General features: G+C 70.0%; 13 protein-coding genes. 8 read left to right on the top strand and 5 right to left on the bottom strand.

What is annotated here, in order from left to right:
• Window positions 1-26: 26 nt before the first annotated feature.
• From ABE488_RS04370 to ABE488_RS04340, 7 genes are all read left to right on the top strand, one after another.
• Window positions 27-1,652: a family 43 glycosylhydrolase gene (locus ABE488_RS04370; RefSeq protein ID WP_346447289.1), complete on the top strand. Its 1,626-nt coding sequence runs from the start codon at window positions 27-29 to the stop codon at window positions 1,650-1,652.
• A gap of 84 nt (window positions 1,653-1,736) precedes the next feature.
• Complete coding sequence (locus ABE488_RS04365; protein ID WP_346441645.1) at window positions 1,737-2,783, top strand: LacI family DNA-binding transcriptional regulator; 1,047 nt, start codon at window positions 1,737-1,739, stop codon at window positions 2,781-2,783.
• A 234-nt stretch (window positions 2,784-3,017) separates the two neighbouring features.
• The gene (gene kduI / locus ABE488_RS04360; RefSeq protein ID WP_346447288.1) at window positions 3,018-3,866 is read left to right on the top strand and encodes a 5-dehydro-4-deoxy-D-glucuronate isomerase; all 849 of its coding nucleotides are present in this window, start codon (window positions 3,018-3,020) and stop codon (window positions 3,864-3,866) included.
• A gap of 57 nt (window positions 3,867-3,923) precedes the next feature.
• On the top strand, window positions 3,924-4,679 hold the full coding sequence (gene kduD / locus ABE488_RS04355; protein ID WP_346441643.1) for a 2-dehydro-3-deoxy-D-gluconate 5-dehydrogenase KduD: 756 nt from the start codon (window positions 3,924-3,926) through the stop codon (window positions 4,677-4,679).
• 77 nt (window positions 4,680-4,756) lie between these two features.
• Window positions 4,757-5,395 carry an RpiB/LacA/LacB family sugar-phosphate isomerase gene (locus ABE488_RS04350; protein WP_346447287.1) on the top strand — a complete coding sequence of 213 codons (639 nt, stop codon included), beginning with the start codon at window positions 4,757-4,759 and terminating at the stop codon, window positions 5,393-5,395.
• Window positions 5,396-5,478: 83 nt separating this feature from the next.
• Window positions 5,479-6,591 carry a GDSL-type esterase/lipase family protein gene (locus ABE488_RS04345; RefSeq protein WP_346447286.1) on the top strand — a complete coding sequence of 371 codons (1,113 nt, stop codon included), beginning with the start codon at window positions 5,479-5,481 and terminating at the stop codon, window positions 6,589-6,591.
• Between the two features lie 694 nt (window positions 6,592-7,285).
• Window positions 7,286-8,062: an SDR family oxidoreductase gene (locus ABE488_RS04340; protein ID WP_346441640.1), complete on the top strand. Its 777-nt coding sequence runs from the start codon at window positions 7,286-7,288 to the stop codon at window positions 8,060-8,062.
• 22 nt (window positions 8,063-8,084) lie between these two features.
• Here the strand turns inward: ABE488_RS04340 and ABE488_RS04335 are convergent, their stop codons facing one another.
• Together ABE488_RS04335 and ABE488_RS04330 are read right to left on the bottom strand one after the other, a co-directional pair.
• Window positions 8,085-8,702 carry a DUF4124 domain-containing protein gene (locus tag ABE488_RS04335; protein ID WP_346441639.1) on the bottom strand — a complete coding sequence of 206 codons (618 nt, stop codon included), beginning with the start codon at window positions 8,700-8,702 and terminating at the stop codon, window positions 8,085-8,087.
• Window positions 8,699-9,295 (bottom strand): hypothetical protein, encoded by a 597-nt coding sequence (locus ABE488_RS04330; RefSeq protein WP_346447285.1) that lies wholly within the window; start codon window positions 9,293-9,295, stop codon window positions 8,699-8,701. The genes ABE488_RS04335 and ABE488_RS04330 overlap by 4 nt, the downstream gene beginning before the upstream one ends.
• Before the next feature lie 737 nt (window positions 9,296-10,032).
• Here ABE488_RS04330 and ABE488_RS04325 point away from each other — a divergent pair.
• Window positions 10,033-13,116, top strand: coding sequence for a TonB-dependent receptor (locus ABE488_RS04325; protein WP_346447284.1), 3,084 nt, complete (start codon window positions 10,033-10,035; stop codon window positions 13,114-13,116).
• 98 nt (window positions 13,117-13,214) lie between these two features.
• Here the strand turns inward: ABE488_RS04325 and ABE488_RS04320 are convergent, their stop codons facing one another.
• The 3 genes from ABE488_RS04320 to ABE488_RS04310 all read right to left on the bottom strand — a co-directional run bounded on the left by ABE488_RS04320 (window position 13,215) and on the right by ABE488_RS04310 (window position 20,007).
• A complete protein-coding gene (locus tag ABE488_RS04320) occupies window positions 13,215-14,708 on the bottom strand; it encodes an FAD-dependent oxidoreductase (RefSeq protein ID WP_346447283.1) in 1,494 nt (497 codons plus the stop codon).
• 64 nt (window positions 14,709-14,772) lie between these two features.
• On the bottom strand, window positions 14,773-19,230 hold the full coding sequence (gltB, locus tag ABE488_RS04315) for a glutamate synthase large subunit (RefSeq protein ID WP_346447312.1): 4,458 nt from the start codon (window positions 19,228-19,230) through the stop codon (window positions 14,773-14,775).
• 207 nt (window positions 19,231-19,437) lie between these two features.
• Complete coding sequence (locus ABE488_RS04310) at window positions 19,438-20,007, bottom strand: Sua5/YciO/YrdC/YwlC family protein (protein ID WP_346441634.1); 570 nt, start codon at window positions 20,005-20,007, stop codon at window positions 19,438-19,440.
• Between the last annotated feature and the right edge of the window lie 4 nt (window positions 20,008-20,011).

Here is a 20,011-nt window from a genome sequence, read left to right as displayed (position 1 = left end):
GGCGCCTTGCCCTTTTGCTTGAGGAGATGCGCATGCGTTCGCGCCGTTCCCCGCTGCTGGCCGCCATCTGTGTGGTCGGGCTGCTATTGGCCGACGGCGTCGCCGCCGCACCGCCCGTTTCGTCTGCCGCACCCGCCAGCCAGGCCTGGGCGCGCGGTATCGAACACCAGCGCAAGGCCGACCTGGGCGACGGCACGTTTCTCAATCCGGTGTTCGCGGGCGACAGGCCCGACCCGTCGGTGCTCAAGGACGGCGAGGACTACTACCTCACGCTGTCCTCGTTCGATGCCTATCCCGGCCTGCCGCTCTGGCATTCGCGCGATCTGGTGAACTGGGAGCCGCTGGGCCACGCGATCACCCGCAATGTCGGCTCGATCTGGGCGCCGGACATCGTCAAGCATGACGGGCGCTATTACATCTACTTCCCCGCCCGTACCGGCGGCACCGAGGGCGCGGAGCGCAGCAACTATGTGGTCTGGGCCGACGATATCCGCGGGCCGTGGAGCGAGCCGGTCGAGATCGGCCTGGGCCGTTACATCGACCCGGGCCACGCGGTCGGCGAGGACGGCAAGCGCTACCTGTTCCTGAGCGGCGGCGATTACGTGCAGTTGTCCGATGACGGCCTGTCGGTCGTCGGCGAGCCGCGGCACGTCTACGACGGCTGGCAGTACCCGCAGGACTGGGACGTCGAGGCCTATGCGCAGGAAGGCCCGAAGATCCACAAGCGCGGCGACTGGTACTACATGACCACCGCGGTTGGCGGCACTGCCGGTCCGCCGACCGGGCATATGGTGATCACCGCACGCGCGCGCTCGATCCACGGGCCGTGGGAGAACTCGCCCTACAACCCGATCGTGCGCACCGTCGATCGCAGCGAACCGTGGTGGTCGCGCGGCCATGCGACGGTGATCGAGGGCACCGACGAGCGCTGGTGGATGATCTACCACGGCTACGAAAACGGGTACTGGACCCTTGGCCGGCAGGCGCTGCTCGAGCCGATCGAATGGACCGACGACGGCTGGTTCGTGGCCCGTGGCGGCGACCTGGGCCGGCCGCTGGCCAAGCCCAGCGGGACCTCGGTCGGCGCGCACGGCATGGCGCTGTCGGACGACTTCCGCAGCGGCCGCCTGGGCCACCAGTGGGCATTCTTCGATCCGGCGCCCGATGAGTACGCGCGGTTGCGCTTCAGCGACGGCACGCTGACCGTGCAGGGCAAGGGCCGCACGCCGCGCGACGCGTCGCCGCTGACGGTGATCGCCGGCGACAAGGCCTACCAGTTCGAGGTCGAGATGGAGATCGAGCCCGGCGCGATCGGCGGCGCGCTGCTGTTCTACAGCGACCGGTTGTACGTGGGCGTCGGCAGCAACGGCGAGCGCACGGTCATGCACCGCTACGGGCTGGAGCGCCCCAGCGCCGGGTTGCCGGCCGGCAAGGGTGGCCGGTTGTGGGTGCGGGTGACCAACGACCGCCACATCGTCACCATCCACACCAGCGCCGACGGCCACAGCTGGGAGAAGTACCCGGTGCAGATGGAGGTCTCGGGCTATCACCACAACGTCGCCGGCGGCTTCCTGGCGCTCAAGCCCGCGCTCTACGCCGCGGGCGAGGGCAAGGTGCACTTCCGCGATTTCCGCTTCCGGGCCCTGGACTGAACACCGCCGGGGCGCGGACGGCGGGCCCGCACAACTGCCGCTAGAATGGAAACCGCACGACAACCGGCCCCTGGGGGACCACGGATGCCCACAGAGAACAAGACGATCCGGGGCGGCGGCACGCTGCCGCGCGCGGCCACGATCAACGACATCGCCCGTCTGGCGGGCGTCTCGAAGAAGACCGTCTCGCGCATCATCAACCATTCGCCGCTGGTGCGGCAGGACACGCGAGAGAAGGTCGAGGCGCTGATGCGCGAGGTCGGCTACGTGCCCGACCCGCTGGCGCGCGGCCTGGCGTTCCGCCGTTCGTTCCTGATCGGCATGGTCTACGACAATCCGACCGCGCAGTTCATCGTCAACATGCAGTACGGCGCACTCGACACCCTGCGCGACTCGGGCTACGAGCTGGTCGTCCATCCCTGCGACAGCCGCAGCCCGAACTACATCGACGGCGTGCGCCGCTTCGTCCAGCAGCAGAAGCTGCACGGGGTGATGCTGGTGCCGCGCGTGTCCGAAGACCAGGCGCTGGCCGACATGCTGGCCGAGACCGGCTGCCGCTACGTGCGCATCGCCGCGGTGTCGATGGACGCCCCCGAGCGCATGGTCGTCACCCACGACCACGACGGCGCGGCCGAGGTCGCCGACTACCTGCAGTCGCTGGGCCACCGCGACATCGCGATGATCACGGGTCCGCGCGACTACCGCTCCTCGATCGAGCGGTCGACCGGGTTCGTCTCCGCGCTCGAGCGCCGCGGCGTGGCGATGCCCAAATCGCGGATCGTCGAGGCCGGCTACACCTTCGAGTCGGGCGTGGCCGCGGCCGAGAAGCTGCTTGGCGCGAAGAAGCGGCCCACGGCGATCTTCTGCGGCAACGACGAGATGGCCGCCGGCGTCTACCGCGTGGCGATGCGCGCGGGCATCAGCATTCCCCGGCAACTGTCGGTAGTCGGTTACGACGACAGCCCGCTGGCCTCCCGGCTGTGGCCGCCGCTGACCTCGGTGCGCCGCGACACTCGCGATACCGGCCGGATCTCGGCGGCGATGCTGCTGCAGCCCGAGGGCGCACCGCGCCCACTGGCGAGCGTCCGGCCGCATCTGGTGGTCCGCGACTCCTGCCAGCCGCCGGACTGAAGGCGCCGCCCATCGGCGTCCCCCGGACGCGCAGCCCGCAATGCTGGGCTGCCATCGGCGACCCAGGTCCGGACGCGATCGCGCAGCCGCGTCTGCGCGTCACCCCGCAACCGACCGCTCTGCGTCTGCCGTGCCCGCAGAACGCTGCCGGCCGCTTTGTCGCGGCGCGGTATGACACCGGTTACCGAAAGGCCTAGAATGCCCGTTCCCGACGTTCCGCCGCTCGGAGCCGCCATGTACCAGAAGACCTACCACGCGACCCACCCGGGCGTGATGCAGGGCATCGACAACGACGCGCTGCGCGATCTCTACCTGCTCGATGGGCTGTTCGCCGACGACGCACTGCGCCTGAGCTACACGCATTACGAGCGCTTCGTGATCGGCGGTGCGTTGCCGGTCTCCGGCCCGCTGTCGCTGCCCGTGAAGACCGAGCCGGCCTCGGCCGCGGGTCGGCCGTTCCTGGAGCGGCGCGAGCTCGGCGTGGTCAACGTCGGTGCCGGGCCGGGCACCGTGACCGTCGACGGCACCGCGTACCCGCTCGCACCCAAGGACGGGCTGTACGTGCCGATGGGCAGTGCCGAGGTGGTCTTCGCGTCCGACGATGCGGCGACGCCGGCGAAGTTCTATCTGGCCTCCACGCCGGCGCACGCGCGCTTCGAAACCAAGAAGATCTCGATCGCCGAGGCCGTGCCGCTCGAGCGCGGATCGCTTGCGACCAGCAACGAACGCACGATCTACCAGTACATCGTGCCGGCCACGTGCGCGTCTTCGCAGTTGCTGCTGGGCCTGACGATCCTCAAGCCGGGCAGCGTCTGGAACACGATGCCGCCGCATCTGCACGACCGGCGCAGCGAGGTCTACTTCTACTTCGATCTGGGCGCCGACGACCGCGTCTACCACTTCATGGGCGAGCCGCACGCGCAGCGCCACATCGTGGTGGCCGACGGCGAGGCCGTGGTGTCGCCGCCGTGGTCGATCCACATGGGCGCCGGCACCTCGAACTACTGCTTCATCTGGGCCATGGGCGGGGAGAACCTCGACTACACCGATATGCACGTGCTCGACATCTGCCAGCTCAAGTGACGTTCCCGCCGCGCCATGCGCGGCATTTTCGCCATCGCTCCACAGGAGAGTTCCACCATGACGAATCCGTTCAGCCTCCAAGGCAAGGTCGCGCTGGTCACCGGCGCCAACACCGGTCTGGGGCAGGGCATCGCACTGGCGCTCGCGCAGGCCGGCGCCGACATCGCTGCCGCCGGCATCCAGCCGCCGAGCGAGACGCAGGCCAAAGTCGAAGCGCTGGGCCGGCGCTTTGTCGCCATCGAAGCGAACCTGATCAGCATCGAGCCGGTCGACCGCGTGCTGCGCGAAACGCTCGACGGCCTGGGCCGTCTCGACGTACTGGTCAACAACGCCGGGCTGATCCGCCGTGCCGATGCGGTCGATTTCAGCGAACAGGACTGGGACGACGTGATGAACGTCAACATCAAGTCGGCGTTCTTCCTGTCGCAGGCGGTCGGCCGCCACTTCATCGCCAACGGCGGCGGCAAGATCATCAACATCGCCTCGATGCTGTCGTTCCAGGGCGGCATCCGCGTGCCGTCCTACACCGCCAGCAAGTCGGGCATCGCCGGCATCACGCGCCTGTTGGCCAACGAGTGGGCGGGCAAGCACATCAACATCAACGCCATCGCGCCCGGCTACATGGCGACCGACAACACCGCGCAGTTGCGCGCCGACCAGGCGCGCAACCAGGCCATCCTCGAGCGCATTCCGGCCGGCCGCTGGGGCGAGCCGTCGGACCTGGGCGGGACCGCAGTGTTCCTGGCCAGCCGCGCCTCGGACTACGTCAACGGCGCGGTGATCCCGGTCGACGGCGGCTGGCTGGCGCGCTGATCCGCTTCGCTTTTCTTTTCGCGGGTCGCCGCCCCGGCGGTCCGCGTTCCCCCTCGAACACGCAAGAGAGACACGCAATGAAGATCGCATTGATGCAGGAATTCAGCCAGGCCGCGAAGAACCCGGTCGTGCTGGAGCAACTTCAGACGGTCGCCGCCGAGCAGGGCCACACCGTCTTCAACGTCGGCATGGACGGCGACAACGACCACCGCCTGACCTACATCCACCTTGGCATCTGCGCCGCGCTGCTGCTCAATGCCAAGGCGGTCGACTTCGTCGTCGCCGGTTGCGGCACCGGTCAGGGCGCGATGATGTCGCTCAACGCCTGGCCGGGCGTCTACTGCGGCTACTGCATCGAGCCGACCGACGCGTTCCTGTTCGCACAGGTCAACAACGGCAACGCGCTGGCGCTGCCGTTTGCCAAGGGCTACGGCTGGGGCGCGGAGATCAACATCCGCTACATCTTCGAGAAGGCCTTCGCAGGCGAGCGCGGCCAAGGCTACCCGGCCGAGCGCAAGGCATCGCAGATGACCAACGCCGGCATCCTGGCGCAGGTCAAGCAGGGCGCGTCGAAGGACTTCGTCGAGGGCTTGAAGGCGATCGACCAGGACCTGGTGAAGCAGGCCGTCGGCGGTGCGCGCTTCCAGCAGGCGTTCTTCGACAACGCGCAGGACGAGGCGATCGTCGCCTACGTCAAGGGCGTGCTGAGGCAGTAAGCCCCACGTCGCTGACAACGCAGGCCGCTGCCAGGGGCGGCAGCCTGCGGTCGATCCGGAACGCCGTGCGGAGCGTCGCCACGATGAAACGTCTGCTGTCGCTGCTGTGCCTGGGGGCCGTGGGCACTGCGTTCGCCGCCTCGCCTGCACCGCATCGCATCTTCATCGCCGGCGATTCGACCGCGGCGACCTATGGCCCCGAGCGGGCACCGCAGGCCGGCTGGGGTCAGGCGCTGCCGCGCTGGACCGCCGACGGCTGGGAGGTGCGCAACCACGCGATGGGCGGGCGCAGCACCCGCAGCTTCATCGACGAAGGCCGGCTGGACGCGATCGCCAGCGAGATCGGCGCAGGCGATGTGTTGCTGATCCAGTTCGGCCACAACGATGCCAAGCGCGAGGACCCCGCGCGCTACACCGATCCGGCGACCGACTACCCGCGCTGGCTCCAGCGCTACATCGACGTGGCGCGCGAGCAGGGCGCCACGCCCATCCTGATCACCCCGGTCGCGCGGTTGCGCTACGACTTCGGTTCGCTGATCGACACGCATGGCCGCTACACGCTGGCGATGCAGGCCGTGGCGACCCGCGAGAACGTGGCGCTGATCGATCTCAATGCCGCGTCTAGCGATTGGATCCGCGTCCATGGCGAAGACGGTGCCAAGCACTACTTCATGCACGTGCCGGCGCAGGGCAAGGCCGACGGCACTCATTTCAGCGAGGCCGGTGCCGATGCGGTCGCCTGCCTCGTCGCGGCCGGCTGGCGTGGCCTCGATGCCGACGCGCCGGTCAAGCACGTCACCGCAGCCGACTGCCACGCATTGCCCGCGCCGCCGCCCGACTCGGTGTCGCCGTCGGTCGTCGTACAGGAGCGCGACATTGCGGTCCAACAGCCCGGGCCGCACGAAGGTGCCGGCACGACGACGGCCTATCCGTTCTTCGATGACGCGACCGGCCTGGACCTGGTGTTCCGCAAGCGCGCACTGCACCCCGGCGCGACGATCGGCGAACACGTCAACGACAAGGACGAGATCTACTACGTGCTGTCCGGGCGCGGGCGACTGCTGCTGGGCGAGACCGTGCGCGAGGTCGGCCCAGGCGATGCGATCCTGACCCGCGACGGCGACCGCCACGCGCTCGACCAGGTCGGCGACGAGGACCTGGTGATCTTCATCGTCTATCGTCCGGTGCGTCGCTGAGCGAGTATTGCGGCAGGCCCGTGCCCCCACCCGACACGCGTTGCGTGTCGACCTCCCCCGCAGGCGGGGGAGGTGACTTCACTGCGGCGTCCAGGCTTTGGCCCCTTCCCCCGCGTGCGGGGGAAGGCTGGGATGGGGGCGCTTCTTCCGTGGCAGGTCCATGCCTCCACCCGATGCGCAGGCGGGGGAGGTGACATCACTGCAGCGTCCAGGCTTTGGCCCCTTCTCCCGCGTGCGGGGGAGGGCTGGGATGGGGGCGCTTCTTCCGTGGCAGGCGCATGCCTCCACCCGACGCGCAGGCGGGGAGGTGACTTCACCGCAGCGTTGAGGCTTTGGCCCCTTCTCCCGCGTGCGGGGGAAGGCTGGGATGGGGGCGCTTCTTCCGTGGCAGGTCCAAGCCTGCACCCGACGCGCAGGCGGGGAGGTGACTTCACCGCAGCGTCCAGGCTTTGGCCCCTTCTCCCGCGTGCGGGGGAGGGCTGGGATGGGGGCGCTTCTTCCGTGGCAGGCGCATGCCTCCACCCGACGCGCAGGCGGGGAGGCGGCTTCACTGCAGCGTCCAGGCTTTGGCCCCTTCTCCCGCGTGAGGGGGAAGGCTGGGATGGGGGCGCTTTCCCGCACGCCTCGGCATCGTGGCGATCTCCGATGGCGGACTCGGCGGTATCCTAGGCGCAGTCGAAACGAGGATATGTCGATGGATCCGCAGCGCTGGCGCCTGGATGGCCAATGTGCCCTGGTGACCGGTGGCAGCGCCGGCATCGGGCGGGCGATCGCACGTGAGCTGGCGGGGTTTGGCGCCACGGTGTTGATCGTCGGCCGCAACGGCGACGCGCTCGAGGCCGCGCGTGAGGAACTGCTCGAGGCGTTTCCACAGGCTGACGTCCGCGCGCTGATCGCCGATGTCGTCGACGAGGAGCAGCGCGGCGAGATTCTCGACTGGGTCGAGGATCAGGGACAGGGGCTGAACATCCTGGTCAACAACGCGGGCGGCAACGTGCCGCGTGCGGCGACCGAGTACGGCGAGGACGAGTGGCGCGAGATCTTCGAGATCAACGTGTTCAGCGCGTTCGAGCTCACCCGCCTGGCGCATCCGCTGCTCACCCGCCATGCCAGTTCCAGCGTGGTCAATGTCGGCAGCGTGTCGGGCATCACCCACGTGCGCACGGGCGTGGTCTACGGCATGAGCAAGGCGGCGCTGCACCAGATGACGCGCAATCTCGCGGCCGAATGGGCCGAGGACGGCGTGCGCGTGAACGCGGTGGCGCCGTGGTACATCCGCACCCGGCGCACGTCCGCGCCGCTGGCCGATCCCGACTATCTCGACGAAGTGCTGCTGCGCACGCCGATGGGACGCATCGGCGAGCCGGAGGAAGTGGCGGCGGCGGTCGCGTTCCTGTGCCTGCCGGCGGCGGGCTACATCACCGGCGAATGCATCGCCGTGGACGGCGGCTTCCTGCGCTACGGGTTCTGAGGGCGGAGGCAGCCCACTGGGGTCACGGCGGGTCCGCCGCGCACGCGCTCCCGTCCCAGGTCGCACGCATCTGCTCGTAGGCCTGGCGCAGCGCCGGACCGGTCGCGCGGTCGGCGTAGCGCCAGCGGAACTCCGCTTCGTGCAGCCGGGCCTGCCAGGCCGCGCACAGCGCATCGGCGGCGACCGCCTCGCAGCTGTCCTCGACCCGCTCGCAAGCCTGGCCGGCACCGATGCCCGGCAGGCCACCGATGCCGACGGTCTGCATCGGCCGGCAGCGCGTGGGCGGGGTGGCGTCCTCGCGCCAGTCGATGTGGCCGTCGTAGCTGCGACAGGCGTACAGCGGTGGCGGCGGGGTGCGCACGGCCGGCGGCTCGGCCGCCACGTCCGGGGGCGTGCGCGGCGCCGGTGCGGGCGTCGCTGCCGGTGCCGGGCGTGCCGGCGCGACGTAGGCGGGCAGGGGCGCCGCGATCTCGACCACGCGCCGTTGTTGCTGTTGTCCGGGCGCGCAGGGGCGGCCGTTCTGGAACGTGACCGCGCCGTCGGCGTCGGTGCAGCGGTAGATGACGGTATCGGCGGCGGCGGTGCCGACGGCCACGACCGACAGCAGCAGCGCCACGGCCGCGAGCAGGCCGCGCGTCATCGACCGCAGTCCTGGCCCAGGCGGGCGTTGATCGTGGTCTCCTCGCCGCGCAGGCGCGCGCGTTCGCTGGGTTGGGCGTTGAAGAACCGGCGCCGGATCTGTTCGCGGCGATCGGCCAGCAGGCTGCAGACCTCGGCCTGCGGCAGCGGGCTGCAGTCGTCGCGGACCCAGGTGCCGGCGTCACCGTAGCCGCCGCGCCACCCGCGCCGCGTGCCTGCGTCGATGTCCACGTCCACCCGGCCGCCGCCCTGGCCGGCCTCCACGCCGATCCGGGTCGAGGGGCCGCGCTGCGGCGGTCCGTAGCCCAGCGTCCACAGCGGCACCCAGCGCGGATTGCCCGCCGACGAATCGCTGGTGTACGTACTGCCGTCCGGACGCACGCAGCGGTACATCGGTTGCGGGGGGCGGACCACGACCACCTGGGGGGGCGCGGGGGCGACTGCCGGTTCGGCCGAAGGCGTCGGCCGCGGCGGTCGCGGCGCGGGTGCGGCATCGATCGGGCGGATCATCGTGCGCACCTCCTGGCGATGGCCCTCGCTGCACGGCGAGTCGCGCAGCGCGACCTGTCCGCGCGCATCCGTACATCGGTACACGACGACGTCGTCGCCGGCTGCCGCCGGGGAACTTGCCGCGGCCAGGCATGCGATCAGGACGAGAAGGCTCGGAACGCGGCGCATGCCGCCATCATGCGACGACTGGCGGCCGGACGAAACCGGGGGAGGGGCCAGCGAGATCGCGGGTTGATCTGCTTGCTGCTGCCCGCTGGCGACCTGCGGCGAAGAAAGGCGGACAGAACCGACGGCATCGCAGGGCGCGACAGCGGATCGCACGGCAGAGCGGGGCGCCGCGATCCGCAGACGGCCCTTCGCGCATGGGCCGACACCAGCCGCGATGCGCGCCGCTGCCAGCCCATGGACGCGGTTCGGCCGCAGGATTACGATGCGCGCCGGATCGTGACCCCATCCGCTCTTCGCGAAGGGCGGGCGAGGCGACGGTCCCCGGCGTTCGTCGCGACGCGCCCCAGCGCGCCACGGCCTGTGCGATCGGTGGAGACCGATCCGGCCTGGAGCGGATGCAGACATGCATCGGCGCTCTTTCCCGCGATGTTCAGGAGTCCGGCGCGTCGACAACGTCCGGTCCGCAACGCCCGCCGCCGCGCGCGGCGCACGTTGCGCGGCCCTGCCGATCGCCCGGGCCGCGTTTCCCGTTTCCCCATGTGCCGGCCCTGTGCTGGCGCGTGCCTGCGCATGGACGCGCTGCCGCTGTGTCGTCCCGTGCTGTCCCGACCGTCATCCACCACGACCCTAAAAAGCCCCCTGGAGGGGATGTCATGAACGCAACCCGTTCGCCCCGTGTTCCCCAACCCGCCCTGCTGGCCTGCGCGCTGGCCGCCTGTCTGGCCGTTGCCGCACCTGCGTTCGCCCAGTCCACCAGCGCCACGCTGCGCGGGCAGGTGCGCTCGGCCGAAGCCGGCACCACCGTAACCGCGACCAACGTCGCCACCGGTGCCGTGCGCCGTGTGCAGACCAATGCCGGCGGCGCCTACACGCTCGTTGGCCTGCCGCCGGGCACCTACCGCGTCGACGCCGGTGGCGAGCCGCAGACGGTGACGCTGTCGGTCGCCTCGACCGCGACGCTGGACATCCAGGGGGCGGTCGCCGAAGGCGTGCCGGCCGACGGCCCGGTCACCGACATCGGCGGGGTCACCGTGACTGCCCCGCTGCTGCGCGACGTGCGCACGTCCGAGGTCGGCAACACGATCTCGCTGCGCCAGATCCAGCAGCTGCCGCAGGCCACGCGCAACTTCCTCGAGTTCGCCGACACCGTCCCGGGCATGCAGTTCAAGATCGACGCCCAGGGCCGGGCGACGCTGCGTGCCGGCGCGACCAACACCAGCTCGTCCAACCTCTACATCGATGGCGTCAGCCAGAAGAGCTACGTGCAGCAAGGCGGCATTGCCGGCCAGAACGAGAGCCCGGGCAATCCGTTCCCGCAGCTGGCGATCGGCGAGTACAAGGTGATCACCTCCAACTACAAGGCCGAGTACGGCCAGGTCAGCGGCGCGGCGATCACCGCCGCCACGCGTTCGGGTACCAACGCGTTCGAAGGCGAGATGTTCTATCGCTTCACCAACGAGCGCATGCGCGCCAAGCGGCCCGACGAGACCGACAAGGACGATTCGCAGGTCAAGGAGTACGGCTTCGCCCTCGGCGGCCCGATCATCGAAGACCGCATGCATTTCTTCGTCGCCTATGAAGGCAAGAAGAACATCTACGCCCGCTCGGTGCAGCCCGAGGCCGCGTCGGGCGAGGCGTATCTGCGGCTGCCCGACAACCTGCGCAGCTACTACGGCGCGACTACGCTGCCGTTCGCAGAAGACCTGTACTTCGCCAAGCTCAGCTGGGACATCGGCGACAACGACCGCCTGGAACTGAGCGGCCAGTACCGCGACGAGGACGTGATCGGCAACGTCGGGGGCATCAGCACGCCCGAGCACGGCGATGCGCGCATCAACGAGGACAAGCGCGTCAATCTCAAGTGGATGCACTACGGCCAGCGCTTCTACAACGAACTGATCGTCAGCACCCAGGACTCGCAGAACTCCAAGACGCCGGTCTCGTTCGGCAACGGCGCCATCTACACCGTGATCGACCGCCGCCCGCCGCTGACCGAGGCTACGCTGTTGCAGCTCGGCCCGGCCAGCGGGTTTAGCCTGCAGTCGCAGCACCAGAAGGGCTGGTCGCTGCAGAACGACCTGACCTTCAACAGCTTCGAGTTCAACGGCGATCACACCGTCAAAGTTGGCGTGAACTACCGTGACATCGAGCTGGCGTCGAGCGACGGGGAGCCGCTGAATCCGCAGTTCTCGTGGGAATTCGACCCGGCCACCGGCCAGGTCGCCGCGCAGCCCTACCGCGTGGAGTTCATCGCGCCGTTCGCGACCCCGGGCCTGACCCCGCGCGTGGAGACCACGGCCAAGCAGTACGGGTTCTATATCCAGGACGACTGGCAGGTGAACCCGCATCTGATGCTGAACTTCGGCGTGCGCTGGGACTACGAGGACGTGCCGGCCTACACCGACCACGTCACCCCGAAGGCCTTCGTCGATGCGCTCTACGCCGCCGATCCGCAGAATCCGGGGCAGCGCTGGGTCGACCGCTGGCTCAACGGCGGTATCGATGCGATCAACCCGCTCGACTACATCAGCACCGGCAGCAACCGCAAGAACTTCAAGGACGCGTGGGCGCCGCGCTTCGGCTTCTCCTACGACCTGGGCGCCGACGAGCGTCACGTGATCCACGGCGGCGCCGGCCGGTCCTACGACCGCAACCTGTTCCGCGACCTCGCGTTCGAGCGCCACAAGGGCTCGATCTCGCTGGTGCGCCTGGAGTTCGCCGATCCGGCGACCGGCCAGTGCGTGGCGATCACCGGCTCGCGTTGCGTCGCCTGGGACCCGGCCTACCTGGGCGGGGCGGACGTGCTCGCCGGTATCACCGGTTCGCGCGATGCCGCCGAGGCGTTCATGCTCAACAACCGGCTCAAGACGCCCTACAGCGATCAGTTCAGCCTGGGCATGAGCAACCAGGTGGGGCAGTGGCTGACCGACGTCACCGTGCAGCGCATCCTCGCCCGCGACGGCTTCGGCTACACGCTCGGCAACCGCTATCCCGACGGCGCGTTCTTCAGCCCCGACGGCAGCCCGCCGTGGGGCGCCTCCGATCGCGTGCCGCCGGGCTTCGGCGGCGTGATCCTGGGCGACAACGGCGTCGAGCAGCGCAGCACGCAGATCCTGCTGGCGGCCGACAAGCCGTACACCAAGGAATCGGGCTGGGGCGCCAACATCGCCTACACCCATACCCAGGCGCGCCAGAACAGCCGCGACAACGACAGCCAGTTCGACTACTTCGACAAGGCGCGGCTGCAGTACTTCCCGTTCGTGAAGTCGAGCAACCAGCCCAAGCACCGCTTCACCGCCTCGGCCTCGGTCGACGGGCCGTGGGGGGTGACCTACGGCGCCAAGCTGGTGCTCGAGACCGCCAACCCGATCAACACCGTGGCCTGCTACGGCGTCCAGGGCTGGGACGGTTCGACCTGCCAACTCGTCGGCTTCGTGCCGCCGGGAAACGGCAAGTTCCTGGTCGGCGGCGACATCTGGAGCTACCGCACCGTGGATCTGCAGGCGACCAAGGAGTTCGTGCTGGGGGGCGACACGCGGCTGACCGCACGCGTGAACCTGCTCAACGCGTTCAACTTCAAGAACTACGACAGCTACGTCTACGGCGGACCCGACGGCAGCAGCAACTACTTCGGCGAAGGCGGCCAACTCGACACCGGCTACGTGTCGGTGAACCGCAATGCCGGGATCTTCTACTTTCCGCGCACGCTGACGGTGGAAGTGGGCCTGAAGTTCTGAGGCCACGCTGCATCGATGGAAACAGAACGGGGCCTTCGGGCCCCGTTCTGCGTTCCGGCGCATGCCCACGCAAACCGCGCAGCGGCACGCAGCGTCGATTAGATGGCGTCGAGCGCGGCCCGCGTCGTGTCGGCGACCCGTCGGCGCAGCATGCGCGCGATGCTTGCGGCTGCGTCGCGGCCTTCCTGCACCGCGGTGACCACCAGATCGGCGCCGCGCACCGCATCGCCACCGGCGAATACACGCTCATGCGCGGTCTGATACGGCAGCCGACGCTCGCCGCCGACGCGGATGCGCCCGCTGCCCGGCGCCTGGGCCTCGACGCCGTGCGGGTCGAGCCAGGCCGGCACGGCCGGCGAAAAGCCGAAGGCGATGATCACCACGTCGGCGGCCAGCGTCGATTCGCTGCCCGCGACCGGAACGGCGGCACGGCGGCCGTTCGCGTCCGGGTCGCCGAGCCGGGTCTCGACCATGCGCACGCCGGCCGCGTTGCCGTCCGCATCGGCTTCGATTGCCAGCGGCTGGCGGTTGAACAGGAAGCGCACGCCTTCCTCGCGGGCGTTGGCGACTTCGCGCGCCGAGCCGGGCATGTTGGCTTCGTCGCGACGGTAGGCACAGGTGACGCTGGCCGCGCCCAGTCGGACGGCTGAGCGCACACAGTCCATGCCGGTGTCGCCGCCGCCGAGCACGACCACGCGCTTGCCGGTCAGTTTCGGCAGCGTGAGCGTGTCCTCCCAGCCGGCGATCGGCCGGCCCCAGGTGTCGCCGCCAGTGACCAGGCGGCCGTTGTGCACCAGGAACGGCAGCGCCGGCAACACGCCCGGCAGGTCCTGACCGGCCAGGCCACCATCGGTGTAGCGGTAGGCGCCGGTGCCCAGGAACACCGCATCGAAGTCTTCCAGCAGCGCGTCGAGCGCGATGTCGCGGCCGATCTCCACGCCGAGCCGGAACGTCACGCCCATGCCCTCGAGCACGGCGCGCCGGGTGGCGATGACGGCCTTGTCGAGCTTGAAGCTGGGGATGCCGAACTGCAGCAGGCCGCCGATCTGCTCGTAGCGGTCGAACACGACCGCCTCGATGCCGGCGCGCGCCAACCGGTCGGCGCAGGCCAGCCCGGCGGGCCCGGCACCGATCACCGCGACCCGCCGGCCGGTGGCCACGACCTTCGACAGGTCCGGCCGCCAGCCCTGGGCGAATGCGGTATCGACGATGTACTTCTCGACTGCACCGATGGTCACCGCGCCGAAGCCGTCGTTGAGCGTGCACGCGCCCTCGCACAGCCGGTCCTGGGGGCACACGCGGCCGCACATCTCCGGCAGCGGGTTGGTCTCGTGGCACAGCGCCGCGGCCTCGTGCACGCGCCCTTCCTGCACCAGCTTCAGCCAGTTGGGGATGTAGTTGTGCACCGGGCACTTGGCTTCGCAGTACGGGTTGCCGCAATCGAGACAGCGATCGGCCTGGTGCGCGGCCTCGCTCGGCCCGAAGCCGCCATAGAGCTCGTTCCAGTCGCCGGCCGTGCGCAGCGTCAGCGGCACTTTGCCCGGCATCTCGCGCGGCTCCTTGAGGAACCGAAATACATCGCGCTTGGTCATCAGGTGGACTCCGTTGCGCGAGATGCGAAGCGGATCGTAAAGGCGGATGTGCGCAACACGGACCTCATGCCGCCCGCCTCAGGTCTTCGGCGAGTGCCGCCAGGCTCGCGGCCTTGGGCTTGACCAGCCAGAACTTGCCGACGAAGTCGCGGAACTCGTCGAGGATGCGGGCGCTCCAGGCGCTGCCGGTCAGGCGGGCGTGGGTCTCGATCAAATCGCGCAGGTGCGAGCGGTAGTTGTCGAAGGCTTCTGGTGTCACCCGCAGGATGTCGATCAACTCGTGGTTGTAGCGGTCGACGAAGTCGCGATCGAGGTCGAGCACGTAGGCGATGCCGCCGGTGAAGCCGGCGCCGAAGTTCAGGCCGGTGCGACCCAGCACCGCGACCGCGCCGCCGGTCATGTACTCGCAGCAATGGTCGCCGGCGCCTTCGATCACTGCGACCGCGCCCGAGTTGCGCACGCCGAAGCGCTCGCCCGCGCGGCCCGCAGCGTACAGCTCGCCGCCGGTCGCGCCATACAGACAGGTGTTGCCGAGGATCGGCGTGAGTCGCGACTCGAACGCGCTGCCGGCCGGTGGACGCAACACGATCCGGCCACCGGCCATGCCCTTGCCGACGTAGTCGTTGGCTTCGCCCTCCAGTTCGAGGTGCAGGCCGCCCGCATTGAACGCGCCCAGGCTCTGGCCGGCGGTGCCGCGCAGGCGCAGCGTCAGCGGCCGGTCGGCCATGCCGGTGTTGCCGTGCACGCGCGCGATCGCGCCCGACAGGCGCGTGCCGATGCTGCGGTCGGTGTTGCGGATCTCGAAGTCATAGCTGCCACCGTCGCCGCGTGCGATCGCCTTGGACACGCGCGCGTCCAGCGCGGCCGCCAGACCGTCGGGCGGCGCCTGCAGCGCCGGGGCACCGCAGTAGCCAAGCGGCTTGTCGGGATCGCGGCGCAGCAGCATCGACAGGTCGATGTCGACGTGGTCGCGGGTGCGGCGCAGGTGCTGCTCGAGCAGGTCGGTGCGGCCGACGATCTCGTCGAGCGCGCGCGCGCCCAGCGCCGCCAGGTGCTCGCGCACGTCCTCGGCGACATTGCGGAAGAACGCCTCCACGCGCTCGGGCAGGCCCTTGTAGTGGTGTTCGCGCAGCCGCGGATCCTGGGTCGCCACGCCGGTGGCGCAGTTGTTGAGGTGGCAGATGCGCAGGTACTTGCAGCCCAGCGCGATCATCGGCGCGGTGCCGAAGCCGAACGTGTCGGCGCCCAGCAGCGCGGCCTTGATCACGTCCAGGCCGGTCTTGAGCCCGCCGTCGGTCTGCAGCAGTACGCGCTCGCGCATGTCGTTGAACTGCAGTGCCTGGCGCGCCTCCGACAGGCCCAGTTCCCACGGCGCGCCGGCGTAGCGGATCGAGCCCAGCGGGCTGGCACCGGTACCGCCGTCGTGGCCGGAGATCGTGATCAGGTCGGCGCCGGCCTTGACCACGCCGGCGGCGATCGTGCCGACCCCGGCATGGCTGACCAGCTTGACCGAGATCAGCGCCTGCGGGTTGACCTGGCGCAGGTCGAAAATCAACTGCGCCAGGTCCTCGATCGAGTAGATGTCGTGGTGCGGCGGCGGCGAGATCAGGCCGATGCCCGGCTTGGCATAACGCAGGCGCGCGATCAACGCGTCGACCTTGCTGCCCGGCAACTGGCCACCCTCACCGGGCTTGGCGCCCTGCGCGACCTTGATCTGCAGCACCTCGGCGTTGATCAGGTACTCGGGCGTCACGCCGAAGCGGCCCGAAGCGATCTGCTTGATCTTGCTGCGCCGCTCGCTGCCGTAGCGCGCCGGGTCCTCGCCGCCCTCGCCGGAGTTGCTGCGTCCGCCCAGCCGGTTCATCGCGATCGCCAACGCTTCGTGCGCCTCGGGCGACAACGCGCCCAGGCTCATCGCCGCCGAGTCGAATCGGCGCACGATTGCCGAGACCGGTTCGACCTCGTCGAGCGGTACCGGCATGGCCGCCGCGCGCGGGCGCAGCAGGTCGCGCAGCGCGGCCGGGGGCCGGGTGTCGACGAGGCCCGCGTAGCGACGCCAGTCCTCGCGCGCGCCGGTGGCGACCGCGCGCTGCAGCGCTTGCACCACGTCGGGATTGAACTGGTGGTACTCGCCGCCGTGCACGTAGTGCAGCAGGCCGCCGGGTTCGGGCAGCGCGGTATCGTCCCAGCCTTGCGCGGCCAGCGCCCAGGCGTCGGCCTCCAGGCGCGCGAAGCCAGCGCCGCCGATGCGGGATGGCGTGCCCTCGAAGCATAGCGCGACGACTTCCGCATCGAGTCCGACGATCTCGAACAACTGCGCGCCGCGATAGCTGGCGATACTGCCGATGCCCATCTTCGACAGAATCTTCAGCAGGCCCTTGCGCACGCCGCGGCGGTAGCTGCGACCCAGTTGCAGCATCTCGTCGCCGCTCTGGGTCGGGATCACGCCGCGCCGCGCCAGTCCATGCAGGGTCTGGTAGGCAAGGTAGGGATAGACCGCGGTCGCGCCAAAGCCGATCAGGCAGGCGAAATGGTGGGGATCGCGCGCGGTGCCGGTCTCCACCAGCAGGTTGGCGTCGCAGCGCAGTCCCATGCGCACCAGGTGCAGGTGGATCGCGCCGGTCGCCAGCAGCGCGTGCACCGGTGCGGTGCCGCGCTTGGGATAACGATCGCTCAGCAGCAGGATCTCCACACCCTCGCGCACCGCCGTTTCGGCCTCGGCGCACAGCCGGTGCAGGGCGGCCTCGAGCGTTTCGTCCTGGCCGAAGTACAGGTGCAGCAGTCGGTTGGCGTGCTCGAAGCGCGGCAGCGCGAGCAACTGCCTGAGCTTGCGCTGCGAGAGCACCGGCGAGTTCAGCAGCACGTGGTGCACGTTCTCGGCGCGGTCGAGGAACAGGTTGCCCTCGCGCCCGATCTGCGTGGCCAGGGTCATGACCCCGCCCTCGCGCAGCGGATCGATCGGCGGGTTGGTGACCTGGGCGAAGGCCTGGCGGAAGCCGTCGTAGAGCGGGCGCACGCGCTGGCTGATCGCCGCCATCGGCACGTCGTCGCCCATCGAGCCGATCCCTTCCTGTTCGGTCTGCGCCAGCGGGCGCAACACCGATTCCTGTTCCTCGCGGGTGAGCTGGAACAGCTTCTGGAACGCCAGCAGGGTGTCGGCGGGGAAGGGCTCGGCGGCCAGCGCCGGGTCGATCAGTTCGGTGTGCAGATAGCTCATGCCGCGCTTGAGCCACTGCTTGTATGGCGCGCGCGCGCGGTTGACCGCGTCGATCGCGTCGTTGTCGAGCAATGTGCCGGCGGCCAGATCGATCGCGATCATCTCGCCCGGCCCGAGTTTGCCCTTGGCCTTGACCCGCTCGGGCGCGACGTCCCACACACCGGTCTCGGAGGCGATCACGAAGATGCCGTCGTGCGAGAGCGTCCAGCGCGCCGGGCGCAGGCCGTTGCGGTCGAGGGTGCAGGCCGCATACCGGCCGTCGCACATCACCACGCCGGCCGGCCCGTCCCACGGTTCGGAGTTGATCGCGTAGTACTCATAGAACGCGGCGAGGTCGGCGTCCTTGTACTCCAGCGACTGGGTTGCCGGCGGCATCAGGATGCGCATCGCCTGCAGCAGGTCCATGCCGCCGAGCAGCAGCCACTCGAGCATGTTGTCGAGGCTCTGCGAATCGGAGCCATGCATCGTGACCGGCGCCTCGAACTCGCCGATGTCGAGCAGCGGCGATGCCCAGACCCCGCGGCGCGCCTGGGCCCAGCGCCGGTTGCCTTCGATGCTGTTGATCTCGCCGTTGTGCGCCAGCCGCCGGAACGGGTGCGCCAGCGGCCAGCGCGGCAGCGTGTTGGTCGAAAAGCGCTGGTGGAACACCACCGTGACCGCGGCCAGGTCCGGCCGGGCCAGGTCGGGGAACAACTGGGTCAGGTGGCTCGGCAGCACCATGCCCTTGTAGCCGAGCAGGCCGGGCGTCAACCCGACGACGTAGAAGTCGGCCACGTCGCGCAGCGCCTGCTCGGCGCGGCGGCGCGCCAGGTACAGCGCGCGCTCGAACGCCGGCGCATCGTCGTCATCGGCTTCGACGAACACCTGCGCCACCTGCGGCAGCGACGACAGCGCCAGGCGGCCGAGTGCGGCAGTGTCGAGCGGCACCTCGCGCCAGCCGAGCGTGCGCACACCCAGCGCTACCAACTGCGCGGACAGCGTCTCGCGGCACTGCGCCGCGGCCGTCGCGTCGTACGGCAGGAACACCATGCCGGCAGCGATTCGAGGACCGGTGACGACGAACCCGCTTTCGGCGGCGAGCGTGCGCACAAAGGCCTCGACGCCGACCAGCAGCACGCCGCAGCCGTCGCCCGACAGGCCGTCTGCGGCGATGCCGCCGCGATGGGCCATGCGCGACAGCGCCTGCAGTGCGCCGTCGACAATCTCGCGCGCGGGCGCGCCGCCGATCGTCGAGATCAGGCCGAAGCCACAGGCGTCGCGTTCGTCAGCGGGGTCGTACAGCCCACGCACCGGGGATTCCCGCATCGTCGTCATTGCCGTCCGGTCAGGGGAGCAGAGCCGGCGTGGGGATCGGAGCGTGTGGAGATCTCGCAACGCGTCCACGTCGGGCCATCGAATAGAGCACAGTTTGTGCAGTGCGGCAATACGCTATTCGCAGCACTTCAGACGTTTCCGATGCAACCATTGCGACGCGGCACCAGCCCCGATGCAGGTCGATCCGGGCGGCGGCCGTCAGCCGCGCAGCACCCGTCCAGTGGCGGCGTCGCGGATCGTCGACGGCGCGCGGCGTCCGCCGGTCTCCCCGTCGGCCACACCGTCGATCTGCGCCAGCAATCGCGGGTCGAGCGCGGAGGCCTCGTGCACGGCCGGCTCGCCCGAGAGGTTGGCGCTGGTCGATACCAGCGGCCCACCGAAGGCGGCGCACAGCGCGATGACGCCCGGATGGGCGCTGACGCGTACCGCGATGCCGGCATGGTCACCGGTCAGCCAGTCCGGAACGCCGGGCAACGCCGGCACGATCCAGGTGTTGGGGCCCGGCCAGGAAGCGAGCACCGCGTCGCGGCGCTCGGGCGCGAGCCGGGGCCAGTCGGCGATGTCGGCCAACTGCGCCGTTTCCCCGGCGATCAAGATGACCCCCTTGTCGACCGGCCGGCGCTTGATCTGGAGCAGGCGACCCACGGCGGCCGCGTCGAACGGCGCGCAGCCCAGCCCCCACACGCCCTCGGTGGGGTAGGCGATCACACCGCCGCGCGCGAGCACGGCGGCCGCGGCGGCGATGTCCAGACGCGCGAGGGCGGACATGCGC

Source organism: Luteimonas sp. TWI662, from assembly GCF_039673825.1.
In the GTDB taxonomy this organism is placed as follows: Bacteria; Pseudomonadota; Gammaproteobacteria; order Xanthomonadales; family Xanthomonadaceae; genus Luteimonas.
Note: the sequence above shows the minus strand (reverse complement) of the source record. Positions and strands in the feature narration are given on the sequence as shown.

Coding starts and splice junctions, on each gene's coding strand:
- ABE488_RS04370 (WP_346447289.1), top strand. CDS start 27: ATGCGCATGCGTTCGCGCCGTTCCCCGCTGCTGGCCGCCATCTGTGTG.
- ABE488_RS04335 (WP_346441639.1), bottom strand. CDS start 8,702: ATGACGCGCGGCCTGCTCGCGGCCGTGGCGCTGCTGCTGTCGGTCGTG.
- ABE488_RS04340 (WP_346441640.1), top strand. CDS start 7,286: ATGGATCCGCAGCGCTGGCGCCTGGATGGCCAATGTGCCCTGGTGACC.
- ABE488_RS04365 (WP_346441645.1), top strand. CDS start 1,737: ATGCCCACAGAGAACAAGACGATCCGGGGCGGCGGCACGCTGCCGCGC.
- ABE488_RS04325 (WP_346447284.1), top strand. CDS start 10,033: ATGAACGCAACCCGTTCGCCCCGTGTTCCCCAACCCGCCCTGCTGGCC.
- ABE488_RS04345 (WP_346447286.1), top strand. CDS start 5,479: ATGAAACGTCTGCTGTCGCTGCTGTGCCTGGGGGCCGTGGGCACTGCG.
- ABE488_RS04320 (WP_346447283.1), bottom strand. CDS start 14,708: ATGACCAAGCGCGATGTATTTCGGTTCCTCAAGGAGCCGCGCGAGATG.
- gltB (WP_346447312.1), bottom strand. CDS start 19,230: ATGCGGGAATCCCCGGTGCGTGGGCTGTACGACCCCGCTGACGAACGC.
- ABE488_RS04310 (WP_346441634.1), bottom strand. CDS start 20,007: ATGTCCGCCCTCGCGCGTCTGGACATCGCCGCCGCGGCCGCCGTGCTC.
- ABE488_RS04350 (WP_346447287.1), top strand. CDS start 4,757: ATGAAGATCGCATTGATGCAGGAATTCAGCCAGGCCGCGAAGAACCCG.
- kduI (WP_346447288.1), top strand. CDS start 3,018: ATGTACCAGAAGACCTACCACGCGACCCACCCGGGCGTGATGCAGGGC.
- kduD (WP_346441643.1), top strand. CDS start 3,924: ATGACGAATCCGTTCAGCCTCCAAGGCAAGGTCGCGCTGGTCACCGGC.